17 protein-coding genes and 2 pseudogenes are annotated in these 22,829 nt (G+C 35.0%); 5 read left to right on the forward strand and 14 right to left on the reverse strand.

The annotated features are described in order from the left end of the window. Nucleotides 1–74: 74 nt before the first annotated feature. Nucleotides 75–1,406, forward strand: coding sequence for an ankyrin repeat domain-containing protein (locus BWZ41_RS00615; protein ID WP_143689061.1), 1,332 nt, complete (start codon nucleotides 75–77; stop codon nucleotides 1,404–1,406). Between the two features lie 60 nt (nucleotides 1,407–1,466). Continuing rightward, the gene (locus BWZ41_RS00620; protein WP_143689062.1) at nucleotides 1,467–2,465 is read left to right on the forward strand and encodes a pyruvate dehydrogenase complex E1 component subunit beta; all 999 of its coding nucleotides are present in this window, start codon (nucleotides 1,467–1,469) and stop codon (nucleotides 2,463–2,465) included. 2 nt (nucleotides 2,466–2,467) lie between these two features. Here the strand turns inward: BWZ41_RS00620 and BWZ41_RS00625 are convergent. The 3 genes and pseudogenes from BWZ41_RS00625 to BWZ41_RS07515 all read right to left on the reverse strand — a co-directional run. After that, nucleotides 2,468–2,695: pseudogene (locus BWZ41_RS00625) on the reverse strand (TrbC/VirB2 family protein); the annotation flags it as partial. A gap of 9 nt (nucleotides 2,696–2,704) precedes the next feature. Further along, nucleotides 2,705–3,862: an IS4 family transposase gene (locus BWZ41_RS00630; RefSeq protein ID WP_158619486.1), complete on the reverse strand. Its 1,158-nt coding sequence runs from the start codon at nucleotides 3,860–3,862 to the stop codon at nucleotides 2,705–2,707. Between the two features lie 66 nt (nucleotides 3,863–3,928). Further along, nucleotides 3,929–4,075, reverse strand: a pseudogene (locus BWZ41_RS07515) (TrbC/VirB2 family protein); the annotation flags it as partial. A gap of 199 nt (nucleotides 4,076–4,274) precedes the next feature. Between BWZ41_RS07515 and lepB the strand changes: the two are divergent. Beyond that, nucleotides 4,275–5,060, forward strand: coding sequence for a signal peptidase I (lepB, locus tag BWZ41_RS00635; RefSeq protein WP_143689063.1), 786 nt, complete (start codon nucleotides 4,275–4,277; stop codon nucleotides 5,058–5,060). Nucleotides 5,061–5,063: 3 nt separating this feature from the next. Here the strand turns inward: lepB and BWZ41_RS00640 are convergent, their stop codons facing one another. Genes BWZ41_RS00640 through iscU form a run of 4 tightly spaced genes read right to left on the reverse strand, consistent with a single transcriptional unit; the run spans nucleotide 5,064 to nucleotide 8,163 of the window. Continuing rightward, nucleotides 5,064–6,959: an Hsp70 family protein gene (locus tag BWZ41_RS00640; protein WP_143689064.1), complete on the reverse strand. Its 1,896-nt coding sequence runs from the start codon at nucleotides 6,957–6,959 to the stop codon at nucleotides 5,064–5,066. Beyond that, the gene (locus tag BWZ41_RS00645) at nucleotides 6,937–7,395 is read right to left on the reverse strand and encodes an iron-sulfur cluster co-chaperone HscB C-terminal domain-containing protein (protein ID WP_006012616.1); all 459 of its coding nucleotides are present in this window, start codon (nucleotides 7,393–7,395) and stop codon (nucleotides 6,937–6,939) included. Before BWZ41_RS00645 ends, BWZ41_RS00640 begins: the two co-directional genes overlap by 23 nt. Further along, nucleotides 7,388–7,774 carry a HesB/IscA family protein gene (locus BWZ41_RS00650; RefSeq protein ID WP_006012614.1) on the reverse strand — a complete coding sequence of 129 codons (387 nt, stop codon included), beginning with the start codon at nucleotides 7,772–7,774 and terminating at the stop codon, nucleotides 7,388–7,390. Before BWZ41_RS00650 ends, BWZ41_RS00645 begins: the two co-directional genes overlap by 8 nt. A 5-nt stretch (nucleotides 7,775–7,779) precedes the next feature. Then, the gene (gene iscU / locus BWZ41_RS00655; protein WP_143689065.1) at nucleotides 7,780–8,163 is read right to left on the reverse strand and encodes a Fe-S cluster assembly scaffold IscU; all 384 of its coding nucleotides are present in this window, start codon (nucleotides 8,161–8,163) and stop codon (nucleotides 7,780–7,782) included. A 177-nt stretch (nucleotides 8,164–8,340) separates the two neighbouring features. Here iscU and ftsY point away from each other — a divergent pair, with 177 nt between their 5' ends. Next, on the forward strand, nucleotides 8,341–9,252 hold the full coding sequence (ftsY, locus tag BWZ41_RS00660) for a signal recognition particle-docking protein FtsY (protein ID WP_108784194.1): 912 nt from the start codon (nucleotides 8,341–8,343) through the stop codon (nucleotides 9,250–9,252). 1,033 nt (nucleotides 9,253–10,285) lie between these two features. On the opposite strand, the gene radA is transcribed toward ftsY, so the two are convergent. The 3 genes from radA to BWZ41_RS00680 form a co-directional block, all read right to left on the reverse strand. Further along, the gene (gene radA, locus BWZ41_RS00665) at nucleotides 10,286–11,629 is read right to left on the reverse strand and encodes a DNA repair protein RadA (RefSeq protein WP_143689066.1); all 1,344 of its coding nucleotides are present in this window, start codon (nucleotides 11,627–11,629) and stop codon (nucleotides 10,286–10,288) included. Nucleotides 11,630–11,695: 66 nt separating this feature from the next. Beyond that, entirely contained in the window at nucleotides 11,696–12,967 is a 1,272-nt protein-coding gene (locus BWZ41_RS00670) for an MFS transporter (protein ID WP_143689067.1), read from the reverse strand. Between the two features lie 440 nt (nucleotides 12,968–13,407). Then, nucleotides 13,408–14,325, reverse strand: a complete 918-nt coding sequence (locus BWZ41_RS00680) for a hypothetical protein (protein ID WP_241653830.1) — start codon at nucleotides 14,323–14,325, stop codon at nucleotides 13,408–13,410. Between the two features lie 409 nt (nucleotides 14,326–14,734). Between BWZ41_RS00680 and topA the strand changes: the two genes are divergently transcribed. Further along, nucleotides 14,735–17,185, forward strand: a complete 2,451-nt coding sequence (gene topA / locus BWZ41_RS00685; protein ID WP_143689070.1) for a type I DNA topoisomerase — start codon at nucleotides 14,735–14,737, stop codon at nucleotides 17,183–17,185. A gap of 165 nt (nucleotides 17,186–17,350) precedes the next feature. On the opposite strand, the gene BWZ41_RS00690 is transcribed toward topA, so the two are convergent. The 4 genes from BWZ41_RS00690 to BWZ41_RS00705 form a co-directional block, all read right to left on the reverse strand. Continuing rightward, on the reverse strand, nucleotides 17,351–18,163 hold the full coding sequence (locus BWZ41_RS00690; protein ID WP_143689071.1) for a P44/Msp2 family outer membrane protein: 813 nt from the start codon (nucleotides 18,161–18,163) through the stop codon (nucleotides 17,351–17,353). A gap of 100 nt (nucleotides 18,164–18,263) precedes the next feature. Continuing rightward, on the reverse strand, nucleotides 18,264–20,282 hold the full coding sequence (locus tag BWZ41_RS00695) for a type IV secretory system conjugative DNA transfer family protein (RefSeq protein ID WP_143689072.1): 2,019 nt from the start codon (nucleotides 20,280–20,282) through the stop codon (nucleotides 18,264–18,266). Between the two features lie 30 nt (nucleotides 20,283–20,312). After that, the gene (gene virB11, locus BWZ41_RS00700) at nucleotides 20,313–21,305 is read right to left on the reverse strand and encodes a P-type DNA transfer ATPase VirB11 (protein ID WP_007302612.1); all 993 of its coding nucleotides are present in this window, start codon (nucleotides 21,303–21,305) and stop codon (nucleotides 20,313–20,315) included. A gap of 1 nt (nucleotide 21,306) precedes the next feature. Further along, a complete protein-coding gene (locus BWZ41_RS00705) occupies nucleotides 21,307–22,818 on the reverse strand; it encodes a TraB/TrbI/VirB10 family type IV secretion system protein (RefSeq protein ID WP_063631198.1) in 1,512 nt (503 codons plus the stop codon). Nucleotides 22,819–22,829 lie beyond the last annotated feature (11 nt).

The following is a 22,829-nucleotide window of genomic DNA, read 5'->3' on the forward strand; positions in this document are numbered from 1 at the left end:
AATATAGAATTTTGATAAATTTAACTTTTTTGTGAGATTATGCAGCGATAAAAATAAATTTAGAGGGAAAGGTTATGGCAATAGAGAAGGAGAAGTTTTTTGAAATAATAAATGAGGTAAGTGAAAGTAGCGATTTGGATGAAGATAATTTACTTGAAAAAATAAAGAATGAGTTAAAAGGAAAAGATGCAGGAGAGTACAACAAGTTTAGTAAAAATTTTAGTAAAGAACATCAATTTAGTATAAAAATTTCAGAAGAAGCTGCAGAAGATTGGACGTTGTTACATCTTGCTACAGCATGCAACAATATGTTAATAGTGGAACTTTTACTAAAAAAGAAAGCAAGTGTTAACGCTCGAGTAAAAGATGGTTCTAAAAATGATGGGCTAACTGCTTTGCATATTGCCACTTCTTGTGGACATGAAAGCATGGTAAAACAACTACTAAGTGATGATCGAGTGAATCCTTCATTAAAAAGCAAAAATAAGACTCCAAGAGAGGTGGTAGGCAATACAGAAAATAAGGAAGCAATATTACAAATGTTAGAGGAAGCAGAAGAAAATTTTTATGTAAAGCATAAGAAAAAAACTGATATATCAGCAGATGTTATAAATTCTGTGAAACAATACAATACCATACGTAGTAGTGAACAGGCTCCCATTACGTGTGGAAGTAGTGACAATATAGTAAGTGAGCAATACTTACATGCTGGTGTTAAGAATATTGTAGAAAAATTTGAGTCACCGCAAAGAGGAAGTGTTACATGTAGTGGTAAACAGACTCCTATTGGTGAAAGCGTTAGTAGTGACGACAGCGTTCTAGAGTCTGAGGCTACATTTGATACTTCTTTCTGCTCCGAAATAAATCACGACGGAACAGCTAATGAAGTTGATGACCAAATTTTAGAAAGTCTGCAACCTCAAATTCAGCTGCAAGATAGACAAATTCGGAAGTTAGAAAAGCCAGGTAAAGAATTAAAACATGTTGAGAAAGAACTAGAAAAGTTAAAGAGTGACTTAGCTGGACATGAGACTCGGTTAGAAATATTTGATAAACTCAGTGAAGAGAATCAATCACTAAAGCAAAAAATAAAAGATATGGAAAACGAGAATACAACACTTAATAGTGAATTAAGCAAAACCAAAGCAAATAAAGTATTACTAGAAAAAACAGAAAAAGCACAACTGTCTTTCTTAAAAATTGCTTCTGTAAACTTTGCAATCATGTTGACAGTAGGTGTTGCCTTTAGTATAGCCTTCCAATTACCAATTCTATTGATGATTGCAACTTCTGTGATGTCTTCATTGATAGTCGGTGGAGTTACATATGTAATATCAACGAAACCTACTGAATTAAAAGAAGTAAGTATTCAATGCTCAATGCAACATGATGTTTGTAAAACTTAACTTTTGCGCTTCCTGGTAATTTTGATATAGTTATTTCAGTTGAAATCTACAGGTTTACAGATGGCAAACTTAAGTGTAAGGGAAGCTTTGTGCACAGCGATCAGAGAAGAAATGCAAAATGACCCTGATGTATTTATCATGGGTGAAGAAGTTGCAGAGTATGATGGTGCTTATAAAGTAACAAAAGGATTACTGAAAGAGTTCGGAGAAAATAGGGTAGTTGATACACCTATTACCGAACATGGATTTGCTGGTCTTGCTGTTGGAGCAGCGTTTGCTGGGCTCAAACCTATTGTTGAGTTTATGACTTTTAATTTTTCTATGCAAGCTATTGACCAAATTGTGAATTCCGCAACAAAAACAAATTATATGTCAGGTGGACAACTTGGATGCCCTATAGTGTTTCGTGGACCAAATGGAGCTGCAGCAAGAGTTGCCGCACAACATTCTCAGTGCTTTGCATCCTGGTATTCGCATGTTCCAGGTTTGAAAGTAATAGCACCTTACTTTGCCTCTGATTGCAGAGGTCTGCTTAAAGCTGCAATTCGTGATCCTAATCCAGTAATATTTCTAGAAAACGAGATCGCTTATGGGCATGAACATGAGATTCCTGATTCTGAGCTATCAAATAAAGATTATCTACTTGAGATAGGCAAAGCTGCTGTTATACGGGAAGGAAAGGATGTAACTATCACTGCTTTTTCATTGAAACTAATGGATGCGTTAAATGCAGCAGATTTACTCTCTAGTGAAGGAATAGAAGCTGAAGTTATCGACCTCAGAACCTTAAGACCACTTGACACTGAAACAGTTATTAACTCTATTAAGAAGACCAATAGATTAGTAAGCATAGAAGAGGGTTGGCCATTTGCAGGAATAGGAGCAGAACTCTCAGCCATGGTTATGGAGCAAGGATTTGACTACCTTGACGCTCCGGTTGTACGGGTAACCGGCAAGGATGTCCCCTTACCTTATGCTGCAAACCTAGAAAAGAAAGCATTACCACAAGTGGAAGATATAGTTGAAGCTGTGCACCAAGTCTGCTTTAGAAAGAAATAGCCCTATTGACTCTTTTTTTTATCTCCCGTTCCACATTCTTCCATAAAAGAGGCATTTGTAGAGTTTATACCACCCATTACTTTTATGACAATAGTTTTAGCGCCAAAAAACACAGCGCAAAATACACCGAGGGCGAAAAGAGCAGGCCACGGCATTCTACCAAATATTGCAAGTAAAGCTGCTCCTATTATCACTACGGTCATAAGCGGTCCACCTATTCCCCATAAGTGTTGAAAGTGCTATAAGTGGAGTGATACAAGGTGATTGACGGCATGTAAATTCCCTCCTGATAGTAAAACAATTGAACGTATAAAAGAATCATTAAGATCCAATGTGAATTGTAATAGTGCTATTTTGAATCCGTGTAGATTATTTTTGATTTTATAAACAAGAAATAACAAAGCCGTAATAATAATCATGTAAATATACACCTTCATGCCATTCATAGTATGGCTTAAAAAGTGCTTATATCCAAGATTTTGCTTTATAAATTTAAAGAATACCTCTATGTCCCACCTGCGCCTATATAGCTCTGTTACTTCATAAGCTAACATTTCAAGCAAGTTGGTTAAAAACCATATTTCATCTCCTGCCTTATTTCGAATTTTTATTAAACGTAGGTCATGCTTTTCTGCTACTTTACCTCGTGCACGATAAAGATTAACTATTATATCTTCTAAAATCTCTGATCCATCCGATTTTTGTTCTCCTATAACTTTGTTCCTGCTTATAACATCATGTTTTCTTCCTACTTTAACTCTTGTGATAAATTTGTACTCCTTTTCATCAAATTCGGCAAAAGTTCCAACTTTTCTGATTCCTCTATCAAATAATAAAATATCCTCTTTTTCAACTTTAGCTTCATTAATGGCTCTCACTAATGCTATATCTTCACTAATTTCTTCTTGTCCTTTACAAAATCTTATACTTGTCGGCAATTGATCCTTTAATCCTACACTCACTTTAACTTGACTGTCGTTACTTTTACCGCCTATTTTTAGCCCATCTTTTATGAGATATCCCGATAAATTTATGATTGTCGAATCAAACTTATGTAAATTATTTGATGTTTTTTGGGGTAATAGCTTTTTAATCTTGCTCATCAAATCAATATATACTCCCTTAAAATATTCTGGATTTATAACTTTTAACCTTTTTGACAAACCACTGTATGTTACTGTACTTTTATCGCTATTCTTATCCATTATACACCTGTTTATTACCATTTCTAGCGCTCTTAAGCTTGTTTTTTGCCCCATTAATATTAACTTCATTAGACCTTTAAATATAATCTTGCCCAACAATTTAGTATTACATTTATCTACTTCACTTAATTTTCCTAGCCTTTCTAAATCCTCATCTTTTATTAAATTTAGTACTCTTTCTATTTGATCCATTATTGCCTCCATTTTCTTGCAATAACAGTTCTTTATACTTTTCTGATACTACTTTCAACACTTATGACCTATTCCCCAAACGTAGCCAATAATATTACATATTACTTGAGCAGTTGTATCGTCATTAGAGTTAGCAGCACTTCCAACATGAGAAAAAGAAATAAATAATACTATAAGTAGAATACAAAAAACCTTTCTAATTGTAGGGTTCATCCCTATACCTTAAGTTTAAATATTATAATTATATCTAAAATAGTATAATTTTCAGTAAAACTAGCATTGTGATTTATACAATATTGCATAACAAATGATGTCTATTGTTTGTCAATCATTGTCAATTACTTGAGAACTTATTTCGACTTTCGAAAAAGAACAATAACACTTATGAGTAAAATTTCACATTACCACTTTTATGTGTTATGATAAGTTTAAATTTATAAAGAAAATAAAATTGAAAGAGTTGAGAGAGAACCGGATAGCAAGAACGAGAAAGTTTTTATCTTCACTGTTTTTTTTGCTGCTGATTGCTCTATCAATACGCAGTCTCTTATTTGAGCCATTTCATATTCCTTCTGGTTCAATGAAAAGCACTCTACTTGAGGGAGATTATATTTTTACTAGTAAATATTCATATGGTTATAGTAAACACTCTTTTCCATTTTCTCCAAACATCTTTAGCGGTAGAATCTTTTATACCCCTCCAGAGCGTGGTGATGTAATAGTTTTCAAACCTACAAGAAATGATAGCATTAGATTTGTTAAGCGGGTAATAGGAATACCTGGCGATAAAGTGCAAATGATAGAGGGAGAATTGTACCTAAATGATCAAAAAGTAGAGTGGCGGCAAATTGAAAGTTTTTTTGATTATGAGTCAAAGCGTGATATAACAAGATACATAGAAACACTTCCGAGCGGTAAGGAACATGAGATTTTAATAGACAATGCATCCAATAAGCTATCACATAACACTCCAGTTTATTATGTACCTGATGATCAATTTTTTGTGATGGGAGACAATAGAAATAATTCTTTTGATAGTAGATTTCCTGAAATTGGGTTCATACCAGCGGAAAATATAATTGGACGCGTGAACATGGTTGGTTTATCATTTAAATTAGGCAAAGTTGATTGGTTACCATTTAACCTTAGATTACCTGTTGCCCTAAGATTTGACAGGATACTGCACAAAGTTGTGTAAATTCTATCTGTCTGATGATTCGCATAATTCTAAAGCAGAATTTTCTAACTCAGCGATAGCATTATTAATGTTGTCTAAGTCATTTTCCTGTAAAGCGTCTTTTACGTTCTGTAGTAAAATTTTTAACTTTTGCTCAGTGGAAACATTTTCAACTAGATGTATGAGCTTGTTACCGTTAATTTTAGCCTCTGCAAGGGAACGAGCCTTCATGTCTTCATCAAAGTTACTTACTGACTGATTGACCATATCTTGAATATCTTCTTCATTTAAGCCAGAGCTTGAATTTATTTCAACTGTCTGTTCGACTCCAGTAGTTTTTTCTCTTGCAGTGACAGTCAATATTCCATCAATGCTAACTGTAAATCCTATTTCAACTTTTGCAGAACCTGCAGGCAATTGTGGTATACCTTTGAGTTCAAATCGTGCTAGAGATTTATTATCTTTTATCATTTCACGTTCTCCTTGACAAACGTGAATTTTCATTGCTGTTTGCCCGTTAGCGTAAGTTGTAAACTCTTTTATTTCTGAAACTGGTAGTGGTGTATTTCTTGGTATAATTTTTTCAACTATTCCCCCCATAGTTTCTATGCCAAGTGATAAAGGCAGCACATCAAGGAGAATATTCCTATCTTTTGAGTTTGAAGTTAAATAATGAGCCTGCAAAGCTGCCCCATTGGCAACTGCTTTGTCCGGATCCACATCATTCAGCACTTTATTGCCAAAGAGTTTGATTAGTGAATTTTGCACTAATGGCACTCTAGTTGCGCCACCAACTAAAATTACCCCTTTTATATCATCGATTTTAAGATCTATGTTGCTTATAGTACGAGTAACTATATTTATAGTCTTATTAACCAAAGGACTGATTGCTTGCTCGAATTCTTCTTTGGTAATTTTGCACTTAAATAATTCACCATTGATGCTGAATTCAAAAGTGCCAGAGGTATCTTCACTTAGGTACTCTTTTATAGCACGTATATTGCAGATACCAGTTTTAGTGTATGAATGTTGTAATTTGTAGGTAGTTGTATCAGATGGTGCAGTGCTTGACACTGGAATCCAGTTCTTATTATATAACTTTCTGGTGTGTTCACTTGCAATCAAACTTTCTGGATCCCAGTGTCGGAGCACTGGGATGACACTAGAGCATTTTTTATTTAAACCTACCTGTTCTCTATACTTTTCAAGCACGATTAAACTAAGTAGATGATCAAAATCATCACCACCAAGTTTAGTATCACCACCAACTGCAAGAACTTGAAACACTCCTTGATGTAATTTTAATATTGAAATGTCAAATGTTCCACCACCGAGGTCATAAACTGCATATATGCCACTGTTATTGTTCTTTTCAATGGAGTAAGAAAGTGCTGCAGCGGTTGGTTCATTAATGAGGCGAAGAACATCTATGCCAGCTAATTTTGCTGCATATTTGGTTGCGTTACGTGCTGAATCATCAAAATAAGCTGGTACAGTAATCACTGCTTTGTTAACTTTCATCCCTGTGAATTTTTTTACCCTCTTGCATAGAGTTTTTAGTATCTCAGCAGAGATCTCAATAGGAGTGAGATACTTTTCTTCTGAGCATTTTACCCTAATAACTTTTTCACTTTCGTTATCTATTTCACAATTGATACCTTCTTTATGCAAATCTTTAACACTTTTACCCATTAAGCGTTTTATAGAAGAGATAGCATTTTTGCCAACATCGTAGCCTACTTTTAGTACATCCTTTTCATATGAAATGACAGAAGGTAATAGTTCACGACCTTGCTCATCTTTAAATATTTCTACATTGCCAGCTTTATTTACCATGGCAATTAAAGAGTTAGTAGTTCCAAGATCTATACCAAAAACCACCTCATTTGAACTTGGTTCAGAAATTTGAACTGGCCGCATTTTCCTTTATCTCCTCAAATGACTTATATAAATATCTCAATCTAAAAACTTGCGTAGCAGCTTCATCAAAATTTTTTGTAGCAAAAGCATTAATTAGGTTTTTAGTACAATCTTTTACCTTTTCATCAATCATCCTACTTGCAAATTGTAAATCATCGCAGTCTAGAAAGTATTCTCTTATTTCCATTGATTCATTTAATATTTCAGGATCAAGATGCTCTTTTTTGCTTTGTACGTCAAAAAGATCCAACAAATGTTCGGCACGCTTTAGCGGTGACTTCAGTACCTGATAAGCTTTGTTGATATTTTCCATATTTTTGGACTCTCTTTCATTTATATCAGTTTTGCTTAGCTCAATATATTTTTTCTCCAGCTCATCAAAGCTGATGTTAAAAGCCGGTTCAATTCCAAATAATGTGAAATGGTTGCTAGACATGAAAACTCTCTCCACAACCACATTTTCCTTTCTCATTAGGATTTTTGAAAATAAAACCTGATGAGAATTTTTCCTCTACATAATCCATTTCAGAGCCAAGGATAAACATGATAGATTTTGGATCGATCAGCACCTTGACTTTTTGATCATCACTGCAGCTTTCTTCAATTACCGACTCCAAAGGACGAACATCATATGCATATTCAATATCATATTTTAAACCAGAGCATCCTTTTTGCTTAATTAGAACTCTTATTCCTATTGCTTCTTCAAGGTTAGCATGCTTCTTTTTGTCCAATAAAAACCTTACCCTCTCTACTGCATTTGCAGTTAGAGTGATAGGTTTTTTAACAGAATTTACTCCTTGAAATTCACTCATATTCCTCAATGTTTTTGTTTATTTTGATAATCATGAATAGCAGCTTTTATAGCATCCTCAGCAAGTACTGAACAGTGTATCTTTACTGGTGGCAAAGACAATTCTTCCACTATTTGAGTATTCTTTATCTTTGTTACATCCTCAATAGTTTTTCCTTTGATCATTTCTGTAAGCAAAGAACTTGAAGCTATAGCAGAACCACAACCAAAAGTTTTAAATTTTGCGTCTTCAATAACACCTTTATCGTTGACCTTTATTTGCAGTTTCATTACATCTCCGCATGATGGTGCACCAACTAGACCAGTACCAACATTTGGATCATTTTTATCCAGATAACCAACGTTCCTTGGATTTTCGTAATGATCTAAAATTTTCTCATTATAACTCATAGAACTACCCGTAAACCATTACTTACATTATAACATATTTAGGTTAAAAACTAAAGTAAAATACACTAGCAAGCAGTACATTTTACTCACAAAATATATAGGTTACGAGTGTATTTACTTTACAAATACATATAGTGCATGTCATTCTTTATATGGTAATTTTAGAAGGAGTATTTCTTGAGTTTATTCAGTAATCTTTATCAAGGACTATTAAAAACCTCCTCCCGTTTTAGTGATGGAGTAAAAAATATTTTTTCTGGCAAAAAAAAATTAGATCAGTCGCTTTTAGATGATCTGGAAGAGCTGCTGATTAGCATGGATATAGGTCATAAAACTTCTAGATTGCTTATTGATAAGCTCGCAAGTATCAAATTTGGATCAGAAGTTGAGCATAGCGTTATCACACAGCAGTTAATGAGCGAAATAGAGTCGATATTAAACCCTGTAGTGCAGCCGCTCATTTTGAATAAAAAACCACACATAATAATGGTGTGCGGAGTGAATGGTAATGGAAAAACTACAACTATAGGTAAACTTGCCTATAAATATAAGGAAAAAGGGAAATCCGTTATGCTTGTTGCGTGCGACACATTCAGAGCTGCTGCGAGTGAGCAATTAAATATTTGGGCAGAACGTTCTGATTGCTCTATTGTTACTGGAGAGCACGGTAGCGATTCTGCAAGTGTGGCATATAGAGCTGTAAGTCAAGCGATAAAAGATAGCGTTGATGTTGTTTTAATTGATACAGCAGGAAGGCTACAAAACAATGTAAATCTCATGCAAGAGCTGTCAAAAATACATAGAACGATAAAGAAATTGGATGATACTGCTCCTCATGATGTTATTTTAGTTCTTGATGGAACTACTGGCCAAAATGCTTATAGCCAATTAGAGGCGTTTAGTAAAATGGTTGGTGTTACCGGGTTAATTGTAACAAAGCTAGATGGTACTGCCAAAGGTGGAGTAGTGATTGGGCTTGCAGAAGCTTATAAGGTGAAATTACACGCTATAGGAATTGGTGAAAGTATAGAAGACCTGAGGGAATTTACTGGCAAAGAGTTTGCTGAAGCGCTGTTTAAATCTGATTGAAGATCTCTTTAATTTTCTCATATGACCAAGCTTAATTATCATGAGAAGCCGTTTTTAGATGGTATCATTCCAGTACTTCCTATTTGAGTAGCCTTTTCTTGTCATCCCAGTCTGGGATCCAGATTGCAAGTGGGTTGGGTGAGCCGTTAACGTATAAAAATTACTTCCGCATATTTTCAATCTCATTATAATTACAAATAGAGATATTTTAAGAGCTCAAAATCTATCTTTAGCCTGCAGACTTTTTAATCAAACTTATTAAAAAATGTATTCTTCAGTGTATATCTGTCGTATGTGCACTGCATTTTTTTCTAACTCTTTTTATACAGGAGGATTTTATGTCCAGAATTCCAGATACTTGACCTTTACTTTAGCTAAAAACCAACTGGTACCTATGGTTTTAGAAAGTGTAGGAAATAGAAACGTTTCTGTTTTTTGAGTAATTAAAAACCACTTCAGCTTGTCACTCATGCTTAAAAAGTTATTATATTAATGTAATATTGATACTTGTATACTAACATAAATATATTTTAAAAATTTAAGGAGTATATTATGACAATGTCTACCACAAATTAGTGAGAAATTAGCAGCTAGAGCAAAAAGTCTCTTTGATGAGAGCGAAAAATTATTGCTTATAGCAGAGGAAATACACAATCAAGATTTAATGTATCTTTAATCACAAAAAAGAAGATATTCTACATCTTCTTTTTTTTATGCGATAATTAGCTACTTGTTTTCGTATTCGTCCAGACAAGGTAGTTATGAGTAAAAACAGCAAATGGTCAGTGCGTGAAACTGGAATCCAGCTAAACACTTTACAATGTTTTTGATGACGAAAAGACTGGATGCCAGTGTCTTGGCACTGGGATGACAGGAGTGTGAGATAAGGCTACATACATACTCCAACAGGTATGATGGTGTCATTCCAGTCTGGAATCCAGAAAAAAAAGAAGCCTATGTCACCTACTCAGATGACATTATGGAAGCTGGGATAACATCCTTCCCACAAGCAAAATGTTCATGCAGATAATATTTAATTGTGATTGAAGACCTCTTTTAACTCTTTTATATGACCAAGCTTAATTATTTCAATATCATGAGAAGAATAATTGCCATTTTTAGGCATAATCGCTTTTTTAAATCCTAATTTTTGTGCTTCCCTTAGCCTGAGATCAGCATGTGAAACATTCCTAATTTCTCCTGAAAGTGCAACTTCACCGCAGATTATTGAAGAAGTTGGTAGCGGTAAATTTACTAAACTTGAAATAAGGGAAGCAGCAACAGCAAGATCAGCTGATGGTTCCTGTATTTTGAGTCCTCCTGCAATGTTTAGGTATACTTCTTTATCATGCAAAAACATTTTACAACGAGCACTTAGAACCGCGATTATCATAGCTAATCTATTAATATCCCAACCAACTACTGCTCTTCTTGGAGTTGCCATATTAGTCCTTGCTATTAATGCTTGCACTTCCATTAAGATTGGTCTTGAGCCTTCAACTCCTGCAAATACGGCGCTGCCAACTACTTCTCTATCATGTACGGTCAAGAATAATGATGATGGATTATCAACAGGCATGAGTCCTGCTTTAGACATCTCAAAAACACCAATTTCATTTGCAGGGCCAAATCTATTTTTAATAGTACGTAAAATGCGATATTGATTACTATTTTCACCCTCAAAATATAGTACTGTATCTACCATATGCTCCAGGGTTTTAGGCCCCGCTATTTGTCCATCTTTCGTTATATGGCCAACTATTAAGAGAGAAACACCATATTGCTTTGCAAGAACAGTCAATTCATGAGCGCAGGTACGGACTTGAGTTACAGTTCCTGGTGCTGATGTGACTTTGCTATCATACATTGTTTGTATAGAATCAATTATCAAGAACTTAATACTCTTATTTTTTCTTATTGTTGCTACTACATCAGTTAAAGATACTGTAGATAAAAGCTTAATTTTAGGTTCATTTATTTTAAGACGCTTTGCTCTGAGGCTCACTTGCTCTAAAGATTCCTCGCCAGATACATAAAGACATTCAAAAGAGGAAAGTTGTACAACATTAGCTGCAATCCTAAGCAAAAGAGTAGATTTTCCAATTCCAGGTTCACCACCAATTAAAATGCTAGCACCTTGAACGATACCTCCACCAAAAACTCTATCTAACTCTTCTATTCCTGTTAAAAAACGATCGGGGGTAATAATTTCACTATCTGATAACGCTTTTATTGAAATTGGTGCAGATATACTTCTCGTTTCTGTTTTTAGTACTATTTCTTCGACAACCGTATCCCAACTGTCACATGCAATACACCTTCCTACCCACCTTCCAGTGCTATGACCGCAGAATTGACATACGTATGCAGTTTTCATAAAAGCCAAAATTATAATTATAATAAAAATTAGCTAAATAAGTGAAATAAATTTAAATAGAGAAAATTACCAATCACACTTTTTATCTTGTGGTTTTATTTGCAATATTGCTACTAAGCTGACTAATAAGCAAAAAATTACATAAAGCCCAGCAGCAAAGTCTATTTTAGGAAACATTATAGTAAACCAAGTGCATATCATAGGAGTAAATCCACCATGCAGGGCATAAGAAATGTTACGTGATAAACTCACACCACTAAATCTAACATTAGTAGGAAAAAGCTCAGCAGTAACTATCCCTATAGGATTAATACCCCTCTCGATTATAGAAAGAGCCATCACACTCAACATAATTATTAGGTAGCTTTTATAGTAATATGCAATAGATAACATAGGACAACATATTACCATTGTTATCACTATAAATAAGATTGCAGTGCGTTCTCTTCCTGTTTTATCAGCTAAAATTCCAAGCACTATTGAAGATATCGGCATTAATATACTGGTTATAATGAGTACAACTTCGTTGACATACGTTGTGACATAAGTTTCAACAGACACTATTTCTTTTGCAATTGTTCTAAGAAATATGGTAAATCCAACAGCAACATTAACAGGTACAGATATTAAAATGGCAAGTATCAGGGCTCTTTTATAGCGTTTTGTAAGCTCTATTATTGGTACATTAGGTAAATTTCTTTGTTCTCGATTTTTTTCATACGCTGGAGTTTCTCCTAGTGTATATATACTACATGCGCTTATTAATCCTAAAATGGCTGAAAAAATAAACGGCAGCCTCCAACCCCAAGCGTTAAAATCAGTGGTTTTTTTACAGATGATCACTGCAACGACAGAGAGCAATATGCCAATGGAGCGACCAAAACTTATTATTCCAAAAAACATTCCTAGTTTTTTCTTATTAGGTAAATGCTCTATGAGATAAACAGAGCTACCTCCTTGCTCAGCGCCAAGTGCAACCCCTTGTATCAGATGGATTGTAAGAAGCAACATAGTAGAGGTTATTCCTATTTTACTATAACTTGGAATAAACGCAACGAGACTAGAAGGAATCGATATTAGCAAGATAGCAATCGTTAACGCCATTCTCCTTCCATACCTATCACCAATGTGACCAAATACGAATGCACCAAGTGGTCTTACCATAGCGCCCAGTCCTGCAATTCCAAACAATTGCAATATGCTGTAGTAGATATCTTTTGCATAACAAAATTCTCTACTAATTATATTAACCAGATCAATAAAGAGCATATGGTCATACCATATTGCGATTCTACAGAGTATTGTTGCAATCAATACTCTTGTTTGTTGATTGTACACTTAGTTTAATTTGTAAATGTCTACTTATTTTTATTTTGGCTGCTTTTTAGAACTTTGCAACTCAAGCGTATGGCTTACATGTAAATATTATTAAAATTGGAACTTGCATAACCAGCCATTCTGGGATCAAATAAGAAAATCTGGTCATGCGCTGGAATGACATGGTGGAATGTCCTTCTTGTCATTCCAGTACTCCTTTTCTTGTCATCCCAGTGCTCCGACACTGGGATCCAGTTAAATTTACGAGTATAAAAGTAATCAACGTTTCTGATGATGGAAAAATGGATCCCAGTGTCGGAGCACTGGGATGACACCTCTCTTAAATTACTTTAGCTACAAATATCAAGAAATTTACTAAATAGAAAAAGGTAAAAGAAGCCCCAATTGTTATCTACTTTTCAGAGTCAGCTATTTAGCTCACTCTGAAGAGTAGGAAAAAGCTATATGTTCTGTCCTTGGGTATTTGGTTGTTCAGTAGCAACATCTTCCAAATTTGTAGAAATAGCTCTTCTTATCAAAGCCGTTGACAATGCAGCACCAGCTCCAGCTCCAATTGCAGCTGCAGTTGTAGTCATAAGACCAGATCTTAATGACTCTCCAAGTTCCATATTTGTTCCAACTATGCTTCTAACTATTTTGTTAATTAACATTGGTGTGCCCACTGCTAAAGCAGCTGATAACCCAGCCGTTGATTCACTTATTGAATCTACTACTTCTTGTCTTGCTTCTCTTGATGTAATAATCCCTAAGTATCTCAGTGTTGCTAATAACATAATGGCTGGTATGGATAGCAATCCTCCAAGTGTTGCCCCAACAATTGTACTTACCTCTGATTCTTCAAGACGGGTTCTTGAGACTATCCCCGTGAATATTGCAAATGTTGCTAAACCTATCTCTTCTCTTAGCTCTTTTATTAATCTTCTATTGTGTCTTTCTTTCATAGATGCTACAAATTCTGCTCTAGATTCCATAATTTCTCTAAACATCGTATGAGCTTGTAATATAGGAATTAATTCTTCAAAAATGTTATCAATTTCTTGTTGCATCATCGGACGTCTTCGCCCTAATTCTTGTGAAGTTTTCCCTCCGATACTTTTGACAGCATCTTCTAAGTCTAATAATGATTTGTTATTTAGCCTTACGTTATCTTGACTATCACAAAAGACAATGTAGTCCAAAATTGTCATTCTCAGATTATTCATTTCTATATCATCATTAATATGATCTTTTAATTCACGTATAATCTTTAATGCTCGATTTTTCATACATCTTTCTTCTTCTGCACTATCTGGTGCAAGTATGAGAAAAACCATTCCAAGCAACTCTTGTTGTAAGTCTTTTAATTGTTCTAAATCCACAATAATTACCATTAATATTTGGTTAAGTAATATAGCACTATAGTTATTTAGTCAAGATAATTATTAATATATTAAAGGATGAAATGCCAACTAGCAGTAAATAGAATACCAAACAATGTCCTTTCCTGAGCTATAGGAAACAAAAATAGCAGAGTACTCCATATTACAACACGCGGATAACAATAAGTACCCTAAGTTTTTTTACTGAATTTTGCCTGCAGGTCAAAACAAGTGTTAATACCCTTACTTTCATGGTAAGGGAGTTGGGAAAATTTGTAAAGTAGGCTCTTTCATTAGGTTTTTTGCTAACATTAAAACAATTCACTTAAAAAACTGAGAAGACCATTAAAATATTTTTTTACTTTTTATTCTATATATTTCAACATATTACCTTTAAGTACTAATAATTATGGCATTATTGATAGTTGAGTCGCCGGCAAAGGCAAAGACGATAGGTAAATATTTGAGTAAAGAATTTAAAGTGGCTGCATCCTTTGGCCACGTCAGAGATCTGCCAGCGAAGAATGGTTCTGTTGATCCTGATAATGACTTTGCCATGAAGTATGAGATTATTGAAAAAGCAGAAAAGTATGTAAAAGAGTTAGTCAAGGAAGCTAGTAAAACATCAGATATATACCTTGCAACAGATCCAGACAGAGAAGGGGAAGCAATAGCTTGGAATGTGATAGAGGCACTAAAGGAAAGAAAAGCAATCAATGATGAAAGCAACATTCATAGAGTAGTCTTTAACGAAATAACAAAAAGAGCAGTGCAAGAAGCTATAAAAAATCCACGTGAAATTAATATGGACTTAGTGCGTGCACAGCAAGCACGCAGAGCTTTGGATTATCTAGTTGGATTTAGCTTGTCACCGCTGCTGTGGACAAAATTGTCGGGAAGCAAATCTGCAGGGCGAGTGCAGTCTGTTGCATTAAAGCTTATATGCGAACGAGAGGATGAAATCAGTAAGTTTATAACACAGGAGTATTGGAGCATAAAGGCAGAAATGCAAAATAGCAAATATGAGGCTTTTTTTGTTATGCTGAGTCACTATGACAATAAGAAGCTAGAAAAATTTGATATTAAAAATGAAGAAGAGGCAAAGAACTTAGTCAGGGAGATCGAGTCAAGGCAGTATGCTGTAAGCACAGTAGAACGCAAGCAAGTTAAGAGAAACCCGCTTCCTCCATTTATCACCTCAAGTCTTCAGCAAGATGCAGTGAATAAACTGTATTTTAATGTGAAAAATGTTATGCGAGTAGCGCAAAATTTATATGAAGGTATCAATATTGGTGGTGAAATCGTAGGGTTGATAACTTACATGCGTACAGATGGGTTTCATATTGCAGATGAGGCTATAAACTCAATTAGAGGGTCAATTAAGTCGTTATATGGTGATAAATATTTACCGCAGTCTCCTCGTAAATATGTAAAAAAGGTCAAAAATGCTCAAGAAGCACATGAAGCAATCCGGCCAACTGATATTAATAGAACGCCGGGTAGTATTAAGGATTACTTAATGCCAGAGCAATTTAAATTGTACGATTTAATCTGGAAAAGAACCATTGCAAGTCAAATGGAATCGGCGATTCTTGATCAAGTGGTAGTTGAAATTAGTTCTATTGACCAGAAAGTGATTCTGCGGGCAAGTGGATCAAGTATATTCTTTGATGGTTTTTATAAAGTCTATCAAGATAACATGGAAGCCGAAAATGAAGGCCTGCTACCTGCCATGAAGGAAGGGGAAGCATGTAAGCTGATTTCAGTTGAGCCAAAACAGCATTTCACTCAACCGCCACCTCGTTATAGTGAAGCAAGTATCGTTAAAAAAATGGAAGAAATCGGTATAGGTCGCCCGTCAACTTATGCAACAATTATTTCAGTATTACAAGATCGTGAGTATGTTTCATTGGATAACAAAAGATTTATTCCAAGCAGCCGCGGTAAAATCGTTACTATATTTTTAGAAACTTTTTTTCAGCGTTGTGTAGAGTATGACTTTACAGCACAAATGGAAGAAAGGCTTGATTCAATCTCAAATGGACATGCAGATTGGAAAAAAGAACTAGGCTATTTTTGGGTGCCATTTTTTAATCATGTAAATTCTGTTAAGCAAATGACACATGATGAGATTTTTAGTGGTATTCATGATTTGGTAGTCAATTGGTTTTGCTCAGAGGAAGGAAAGGAAGAAATAGGTAAAAAATGTCCTAATTGCTCTGGTGGTATATTGAAATTAAATTTTGGAAAAGCCGGTGTGTTTCTTGGATGTTCTAACTATCCTGAATGCAACCATACAAAAGAAATTACGGGCAGTAATGACAATTCAGAATATCCAAAAAGTTTGGGTATAGATGATGTGACAGGCCAAGAGGTAATGATCAAAAAAGGTCCTTTTGGACTTTATCTAGAGTTTAATAGTGAGTCAGAAAAGAAAAAAAAGATTTCTGTACCAAAAGATATAAATGTTAATGATATTGATCTAAATAACGCCACTCGATTACTTTCCCTGCCGAAAATAATCGGAGAGCACCCTGAAACTGGAAAAGAAGTAAAAATAGGTCTTGGACGATTTGGGTACTATATTCTCTATGATGGTCGATACTTTTCTCTTAAAAAAAGCTCTAAGGAGGTATTAGACACACCATTAAACGAAGCTATACAAATTATTGAGAGCAGCCCACGCAAAGAGCTAAAATCTCTTGGTTTTAATGAAAAGGGAAAAGAAGTTTTTATCTGCAACGGTAGGTACGGATTCTATATAAAATGCGGTAAAACAAACGTTGCTTTGGGCAAGAATGCAGATATTGAAAGTATAGATCTGAAGAAGGCTTTAGAGTTAATTAAGAATAAAAAGTAGACTTCTTGCATAACCATTCTTTATATGTTCTTTATTGTTGTTCCAGCGCTACACGCTGGAACTGAGAAAAAAAAGCCTGAATTACAAGAAAGAAAATATTCAGATAACGTCACCTGGTTAGCAGCTACAGTCGTGTGACGCAGACGTGCTACCAGGAAAATAGTCTCAAGCTTTACTGGCAAAATGAAAAGTAAGTCCAGCTTCTATACCATGTGTGTGAAAAAAGCCATTCTGTATGGTAGTAGTCATTTTATCATTACCTGTTTGTTTAGCCATTTTTTTTTCTTTATCATCAAACTTTAAAGTTTCTGGTTTGTATTCACTGCTACCAATAACACCAAAACCTCTATATCCGATATGCATATTTACATCTTCATTTATATGATAATCAAAGCCAGCCTTTAATTGACCTGCAGGTCTTATTGATGATTTTTCAAACATCGTCATTTTTGTTGCACCAATTCCAATACCGACGTAGGGAGAAAAAGAGAAACTATCACTTTTCCAATGATGATAAACATTTGCCATTACAGATATGTTCTCAATTTTGTCATGGTTAATAATTGATCCATATCGATTGCCACCTTCTATGTACGATATTGTCATCTGGCCGCTTGATAAACCAATATTATCTACTTTTACAGAAGAGTACATCCCTTCTAATTCAGCTCTATAGCTATTATTGCCTAGTTCTCCTGTGTAACCAAGTGCTACATTTGCAGCAAAAGGTGGGTTATAATCTCCTTTATACTTACTTATTAACTGACCTTCTGTTCTCTGAGCGTCTATGTCATTTATAGATACACGGTTATCATCTTTAGCATCTTTGCCTCCAATTTTTGCTTTCAACTTACCCAAGTTCAAATATTGACCGTAATATCCACCACCAAAGTAAAATCCTTCTGTTTCACTTGCAAAAGATTGTTGTGACAACAATAAAGCAAGTGCCGTAACTGCTAATGTTTTTTTACTCATCATGACTATTCCTCTAGTTAAAATAGCTAATCTAGTACTAATTAATTAAAAATGATTTAATATAAAAAAACTAATTATTTTCTAAGCTAAAAAATAGGTAAAATTAACCTTTATCCTCGATTTTATTGCCGTCTAGTTTGTCCTCATCTTCAAATTCATCATCATCGTCAAATTCATCCTTACTGTCTTCATCATCAAACCCATCATCGTCTTCCTCATCATCAAACCCATCACCACCTTCAAACTTATCATCAATATCCTCGTCTTCAAATCCATCTTCAATCTCTGGCTCATCGTATACTGCATCTTCAGTTTTAGCTTCAACAGGATAATCAGCAGCTTCAATAGCATTACTCTCTTCTTCATTACTAATCTTATCTTTGTTAGCAGCAGAAAAGACCTTGTTTGGATCATATGGCTCTTGTATAGGCACACGTGTTGGTTTAATCAGCCTCCTTGTGAATGTGCTATCACTATAGTACAAAATTTTCTTTGACTTAATTGGATAAGTCGATTCTATCAAAATTATCTGATCATCACGTGGCAGCATAATAATTTCTTGAGGTAAGAGCAATGCTCTCTGTGTTTCAGAGATATGCAATGATCTTGATGCAGGATTCAAGTCTAAAAATTTAGGTTTGTTTAATGATTCTTGTTGTACAGTTTTGTTTCCTATAAGCTGAGATATCAAATTAGCCGTTTCAATATTATTGGCTGCAAAAGTTATTCTATAGGTTGAGTTTGATAAAAAGGAGTTCATTCCTGCTTCTTCATATATTCCTTTAAGCTGTTCAGTATCTTGAACAATTAAAAATAACCTTACTCGATAGCCACGAAAGTATGCGATGCCCGTTTGAAATTGCTCCATTTTTCCAAGTGTTGGAAACTCATCCATTAAAAATAATACGCCGTAAGGCTCGTCATCCGATGGCAATTTTCTACATAAAAACTCAGTTGCCTGTTGGTAAAAAACCTGCATTAAAGGCCTGAGCCTAGTTAAGTTATCAGGAGTTAAACCAACATAAACTGTAGTTTTCTTCTTTTTAAAATCCAAAATATTAAAATCACTTGATGCAGTTGCAGTATCGATCAATGGGTTCGCCCACAATTCAAGCGACGAGTTCATAGTTGACACAACACCTGATCTTTCTTTGTCAGCCTTTTGCAAAAAAGCTGCAATGTTCATATACGCTACCGGATGTATTATTTTACCCATTGTGTCCAAAACTACAGCAAGATTGTAAACTACGTCATCGCTACGCATCGTACGCACAACCTCACCAAAAGATTTAACTTTCTCTGGTGCAGCAAGTAAATATAGTACCACCCCAACAAATAAGCTTCTTGCTTCGTTTTGCCAAAAATCTTGTTCAGGCATGATTAGGTTAGCTATTTTTTGCACATCGTCAACCATCTGTCCAGGTTTTTCACTAATCCATTCCAGTGGATTATAACAATGGCTTACCCCATCTGGCTGAGCTGGGTTCCATACATATACTTTTTGTCCTTGTCGCTCTCGCCAACCACTTGTTATTTCATAGTTTTCTAATTTTATATCATGCACAATTACCGAATCATTCCAAAATAACAAATTAGGAATTACAAAACCAACACCTTTACCAGAGCCTGTAGGTGCAAAGAGCAATGCATGCTGAAACCCATCAGCAATAAAATATCCTCTCTTATCTTTACCAAGCAATAGACCTTTTTTGCTTCTTAATCCCGCTTTTCGTATATCTTTCTCTGATGCCCACTGTGAATCTCCATGAAGTGATTCTTTCTTTTTAAATGGCCGCCACTCAATTAGTCTTTCTCTCACATTCCACAAAATAATCATCAAAACAATTTGAGGCAGTACAGAAGATACAACTAATTTAATTTTGAGCTCAAAGCTATATAACTCTGGATGATGCCAACAATATTGTATATGATCAAAAATTGTCGGCCAGAGAGCTTGAGGAAAAGGTGTCAAGCTAGGATTAATTGCTCTAAAATCTACACCATCTGGACCGTCAACAAACAGGTAGAATAATATACCAGACAAATAGAAGCAAAATTCAAGTATGCTAAAAGATACTACACCTCCTATGAGAATATTGCGTAGGTGATTTCCATTACTCATAAACTACTTTTTCTTAACTTACGTATAAATTTAAGTATTTTCATTTGAAGATCTAGTAAATAATATTTCAGAAATGCTTCTTTTTCCACCACTGGTCCTTTTGAGTTGAATAACAATGTCAATTACATTTCTAATGTATGGTATGATCTGATCTGGGGGAATGCCAAGATTTGCTTGCATAACCATAAGTTTTATTTGCTCAAGAGCCATTGCCGGACTATCTGCATGAAGAGTTGATATTGACCCTGGGTGGCCAGTGTTTATTGCTCTAAGAAAACTAAAAGCTTCTGCTCCACGCAGCTCACCAACTATTATTCTATCTGGTCTTAAACGTAAGCACGCTTCTATCAAATCTTGAGTGGTTACTTTTGCTCTGCCCTGCCCTCCTTTAGAAGCAATAAGATGTACTCTATTCGGATGATCATTCAAAACTATCTCTCTTGCATCTTCAACAGTAATAATTCTTTCTTCAGATGGAATAGCACGCAAAGTAGCATTAGTAAAAGTGGTTTTACCAGTGGAAGTTCCACCACTAATTATGATATTTTTCTTACTTATTACAGCATATTCTAAAAACTCTTTTATTTTTTTTTGTTTCAGTAGCAAATCTAGGTGACGATCTACTGGATTATCGGTCACTCCTATAACAGTTTCAGAAAAAGCCCCCATTTTTTCATAATCATCCAATGCCAATTGCATAGAAGAAGGTTTGCGAATTGAAATGACTACTTTATCAGGCTCACATGCTGGAGGAAACACTATCTGTATACGATAACCATTTGGTAATGTAGCTGAAAGCAGCGGTGTCTCTTCGCTCAGTTTTTGTTCTGTAGCTTGAGCAATCAACCTGCTCAGAGATTTTAAATGATTAAGATCAAATATTTCTAACTTTTCGCATCTTATTTCACCGCGATTTTCAATCCATACTTCCTTCGGTTTATTTATTGATATTTCATTTACACCTTCCTCTTGAAATATCCCTTGTAATGGCTCCAAGTATGTATCAAGTGCAGCATAGTTCATTTCAGTTATTTAATATTGACTGTGGAGGAAATACTATATCTTGGTTAACAAATACTTTCAATGCAGTTCCTTGATTAACATAAATAGTTGGTTTTTTATCTACACTCCTATCAACTATATCTCGCATGTCTTTGGAAAAATCATTGATTGACTTCCCTATTGCTTCATCATAAACAGATTTGCTTCTTTTCTGAGTTTGCCTCAACAGTTGACGTACATCGTCTAAAGTTATACCGATATTGTCACTAGTAATTGCATCAACTCCACTAGCTCCAGAACTTTTTATCACACTTACTATTTCTTCCTTTATTATTCTCAGCAAATCCTGATCACTTTTAGCATTTCGAATTTTTTCAATAGCCCTAATACCCAATTTCCATTTTTCGTCTCCTACCTTCCCAACTTCAGTTTTTATAGAATTCTCCAATCTCTCAACAATAGCCCCTTTGAGAGAAGAAATATCTATTTCAGTTGCAGTAATAGACTTCACTGCATCCATGGCAGTTAGCGCATCGATAAGATTAGAGGCTTTTTGTCCTATAACGGCTGAGCCAATCGAAACACCAGCAAGTGCCACTGAAGAGAATAATGCACTTGCTATTTTATTATCAACTATTCCAGCTATCCCTGCCCTTCCAAGCTCATCGGTACCAGATGATGAAATAGCAACATCTATACCATGAGGAAGAATGATCCTATTCCAATTTATGTTCACGCGGGCTTTTGCAACATTTGAGTCGAATGAATAACCACCTATTAACCTTGAACCTTTTGGTATTAAAATTGTATCACCAGTTTCTGCATAAACGTCTCTACTAACAACAGCACGGAGCATTCCTTGTAAGTCAGAACTTATTGCAGTTTCAAGAATAGCGTCAATAACTTTACCTTGAATAATCATTAAACCAAGCTTTCCAGCTTTGGTAGCTTTGCTCGATTGTGCTGAGGTATTGGATAAAACAGCATCTGTAGCTTTACCTTCCCCACTACTACCTGAAATTGCTAACATTTGTGCACTACGTCTGTCTCTAGGATAACCGCCACCCCCTATTGTAGGAAATGAAGTAGGCAAATTGCTAATAACATTACCAGAAGGAAAATTTTGCTTTGGTAAAACAGGTATATTTGACAAGGGAATTTCTTTTAGTTGCTCTTCTTTTTTTGTCACTTCCTCTTTTTTGATTTGTTTTACTTCTGGTATGACTTGTGGAATAGGAAGAGGAGGTAAGGGTGGCAAGAGATCAGTTGCTATCCTCTCGGAAACTACTACATTATCTGGAACTTGTTCTAACTTTCCTTTCAATTCTTGAATGTTTTGCTTTGTTTCCTCTTTTTTAACAATCTCTGGACCCTCTTTATTAGAAGGACTAAAATAAAGATAGTACACTCCACCAACTAAGAGCGCTACCATAACTATCATCAATGCCTTATAACCTTGATTAGAGCCAACTGTTACTACCTTGCTTTCTATCTCTGATTCATCTTCTACACTATTATGCCTTTCTTTACTCATATTATATGTAC

The organism is Wolbachia endosymbiont of Nilaparvata lugens, assembly GCF_007115045.1.
Lineage (GTDB): Bacteria > Pseudomonadota > Alphaproteobacteria > Rickettsiales > Anaplasmataceae > Wolbachia.

What these genes read in the sequence shown, in the direction of transcription:
- BWZ41_RS00620 (WP_143689062.1), top strand. Translation starts at nt 1,467, where the DNA reads ATGGCAAACTTAAGTGTAAGGGAAGCTTTGTGCACAGCGATCAGAGAA.
- BWZ41_RS00645 (WP_006012616.1), bottom strand. Translation starts at nt 7,395, where the DNA reads ATGTCTAGCAACCATTTCACATTATTTGGAATTGAACCGGCTTTTAAC.
- topA (WP_143689070.1), top strand. Translation starts at nt 14,735, where the DNA reads ATGGCATTATTGATAGTTGAGTCGCCGGCAAAGGCAAAGACGATAGGT.
- BWZ41_RS00705 (WP_063631198.1), bottom strand. Translation starts at nt 22,818, where the DNA reads ATGAGTAAAGAAAGGCATAATAGTGTAGAAGATGAATCAGAGATAGAA.
- BWZ41_RS00615 (WP_143689061.1), top strand. Translation starts at nt 75, where the DNA reads ATGGCAATAGAGAAGGAGAAGTTTTTTGAAATAATAAATGAGGTAAGT.
- lepB (WP_143689063.1), top strand. Translation starts at nt 4,275, where the DNA reads ATGTGTTATGATAAGTTTAAATTTATAAAGAAAATAAAATTGAAAGAG.
- BWZ41_RS00690 (WP_143689071.1), bottom strand. Translation starts at nt 18,163, where the DNA reads ATGATGAGTAAAAAAACATTAGCAGTTACGGCACTTGCTTTATTGTTG.
- BWZ41_RS00640 (WP_143689064.1), bottom strand. Translation starts at nt 6,959, where the DNA reads ATGCGGCCAGTTCAAATTTCTGAACCAAGTTCAAATGAGGTGGTTTTT.
- iscU (WP_143689065.1), bottom strand. Translation starts at nt 8,163, where the DNA reads ATGAGTTATAATGAGAAAATTTTAGATCATTACGAAAATCCAAGGAAC.
- virB11 (WP_007302612.1), bottom strand. Translation starts at nt 21,305, where the DNA reads ATGAACTATGCTGCACTTGATACATACTTGGAGCCATTACAAGGGATA.
- radA (WP_143689066.1), bottom strand. Translation starts at nt 11,629, where the DNA reads ATGAAAACTGCATACGTATGTCAATTCTGCGGTCATAGCACTGGAAGG.
- BWZ41_RS00695 (WP_143689072.1), bottom strand. Translation starts at nt 20,282, where the DNA reads ATGAGTAATGGAAATCACCTACGCAATATTCTCATAGGAGGTGTAGTA.
- BWZ41_RS00630 (WP_158619486.1), bottom strand. Translation starts at nt 3,862, where the DNA reads ATGGATCAAATAGAAAGAGTACTAAATTTAATAAAAGATGAGGATTTA.
- BWZ41_RS00650 (WP_006012614.1), bottom strand. Translation starts at nt 7,774, where the DNA reads ATGAGTGAATTTCAAGGAGTAAATTCTGTTAAAAAACCTATCACTCTA.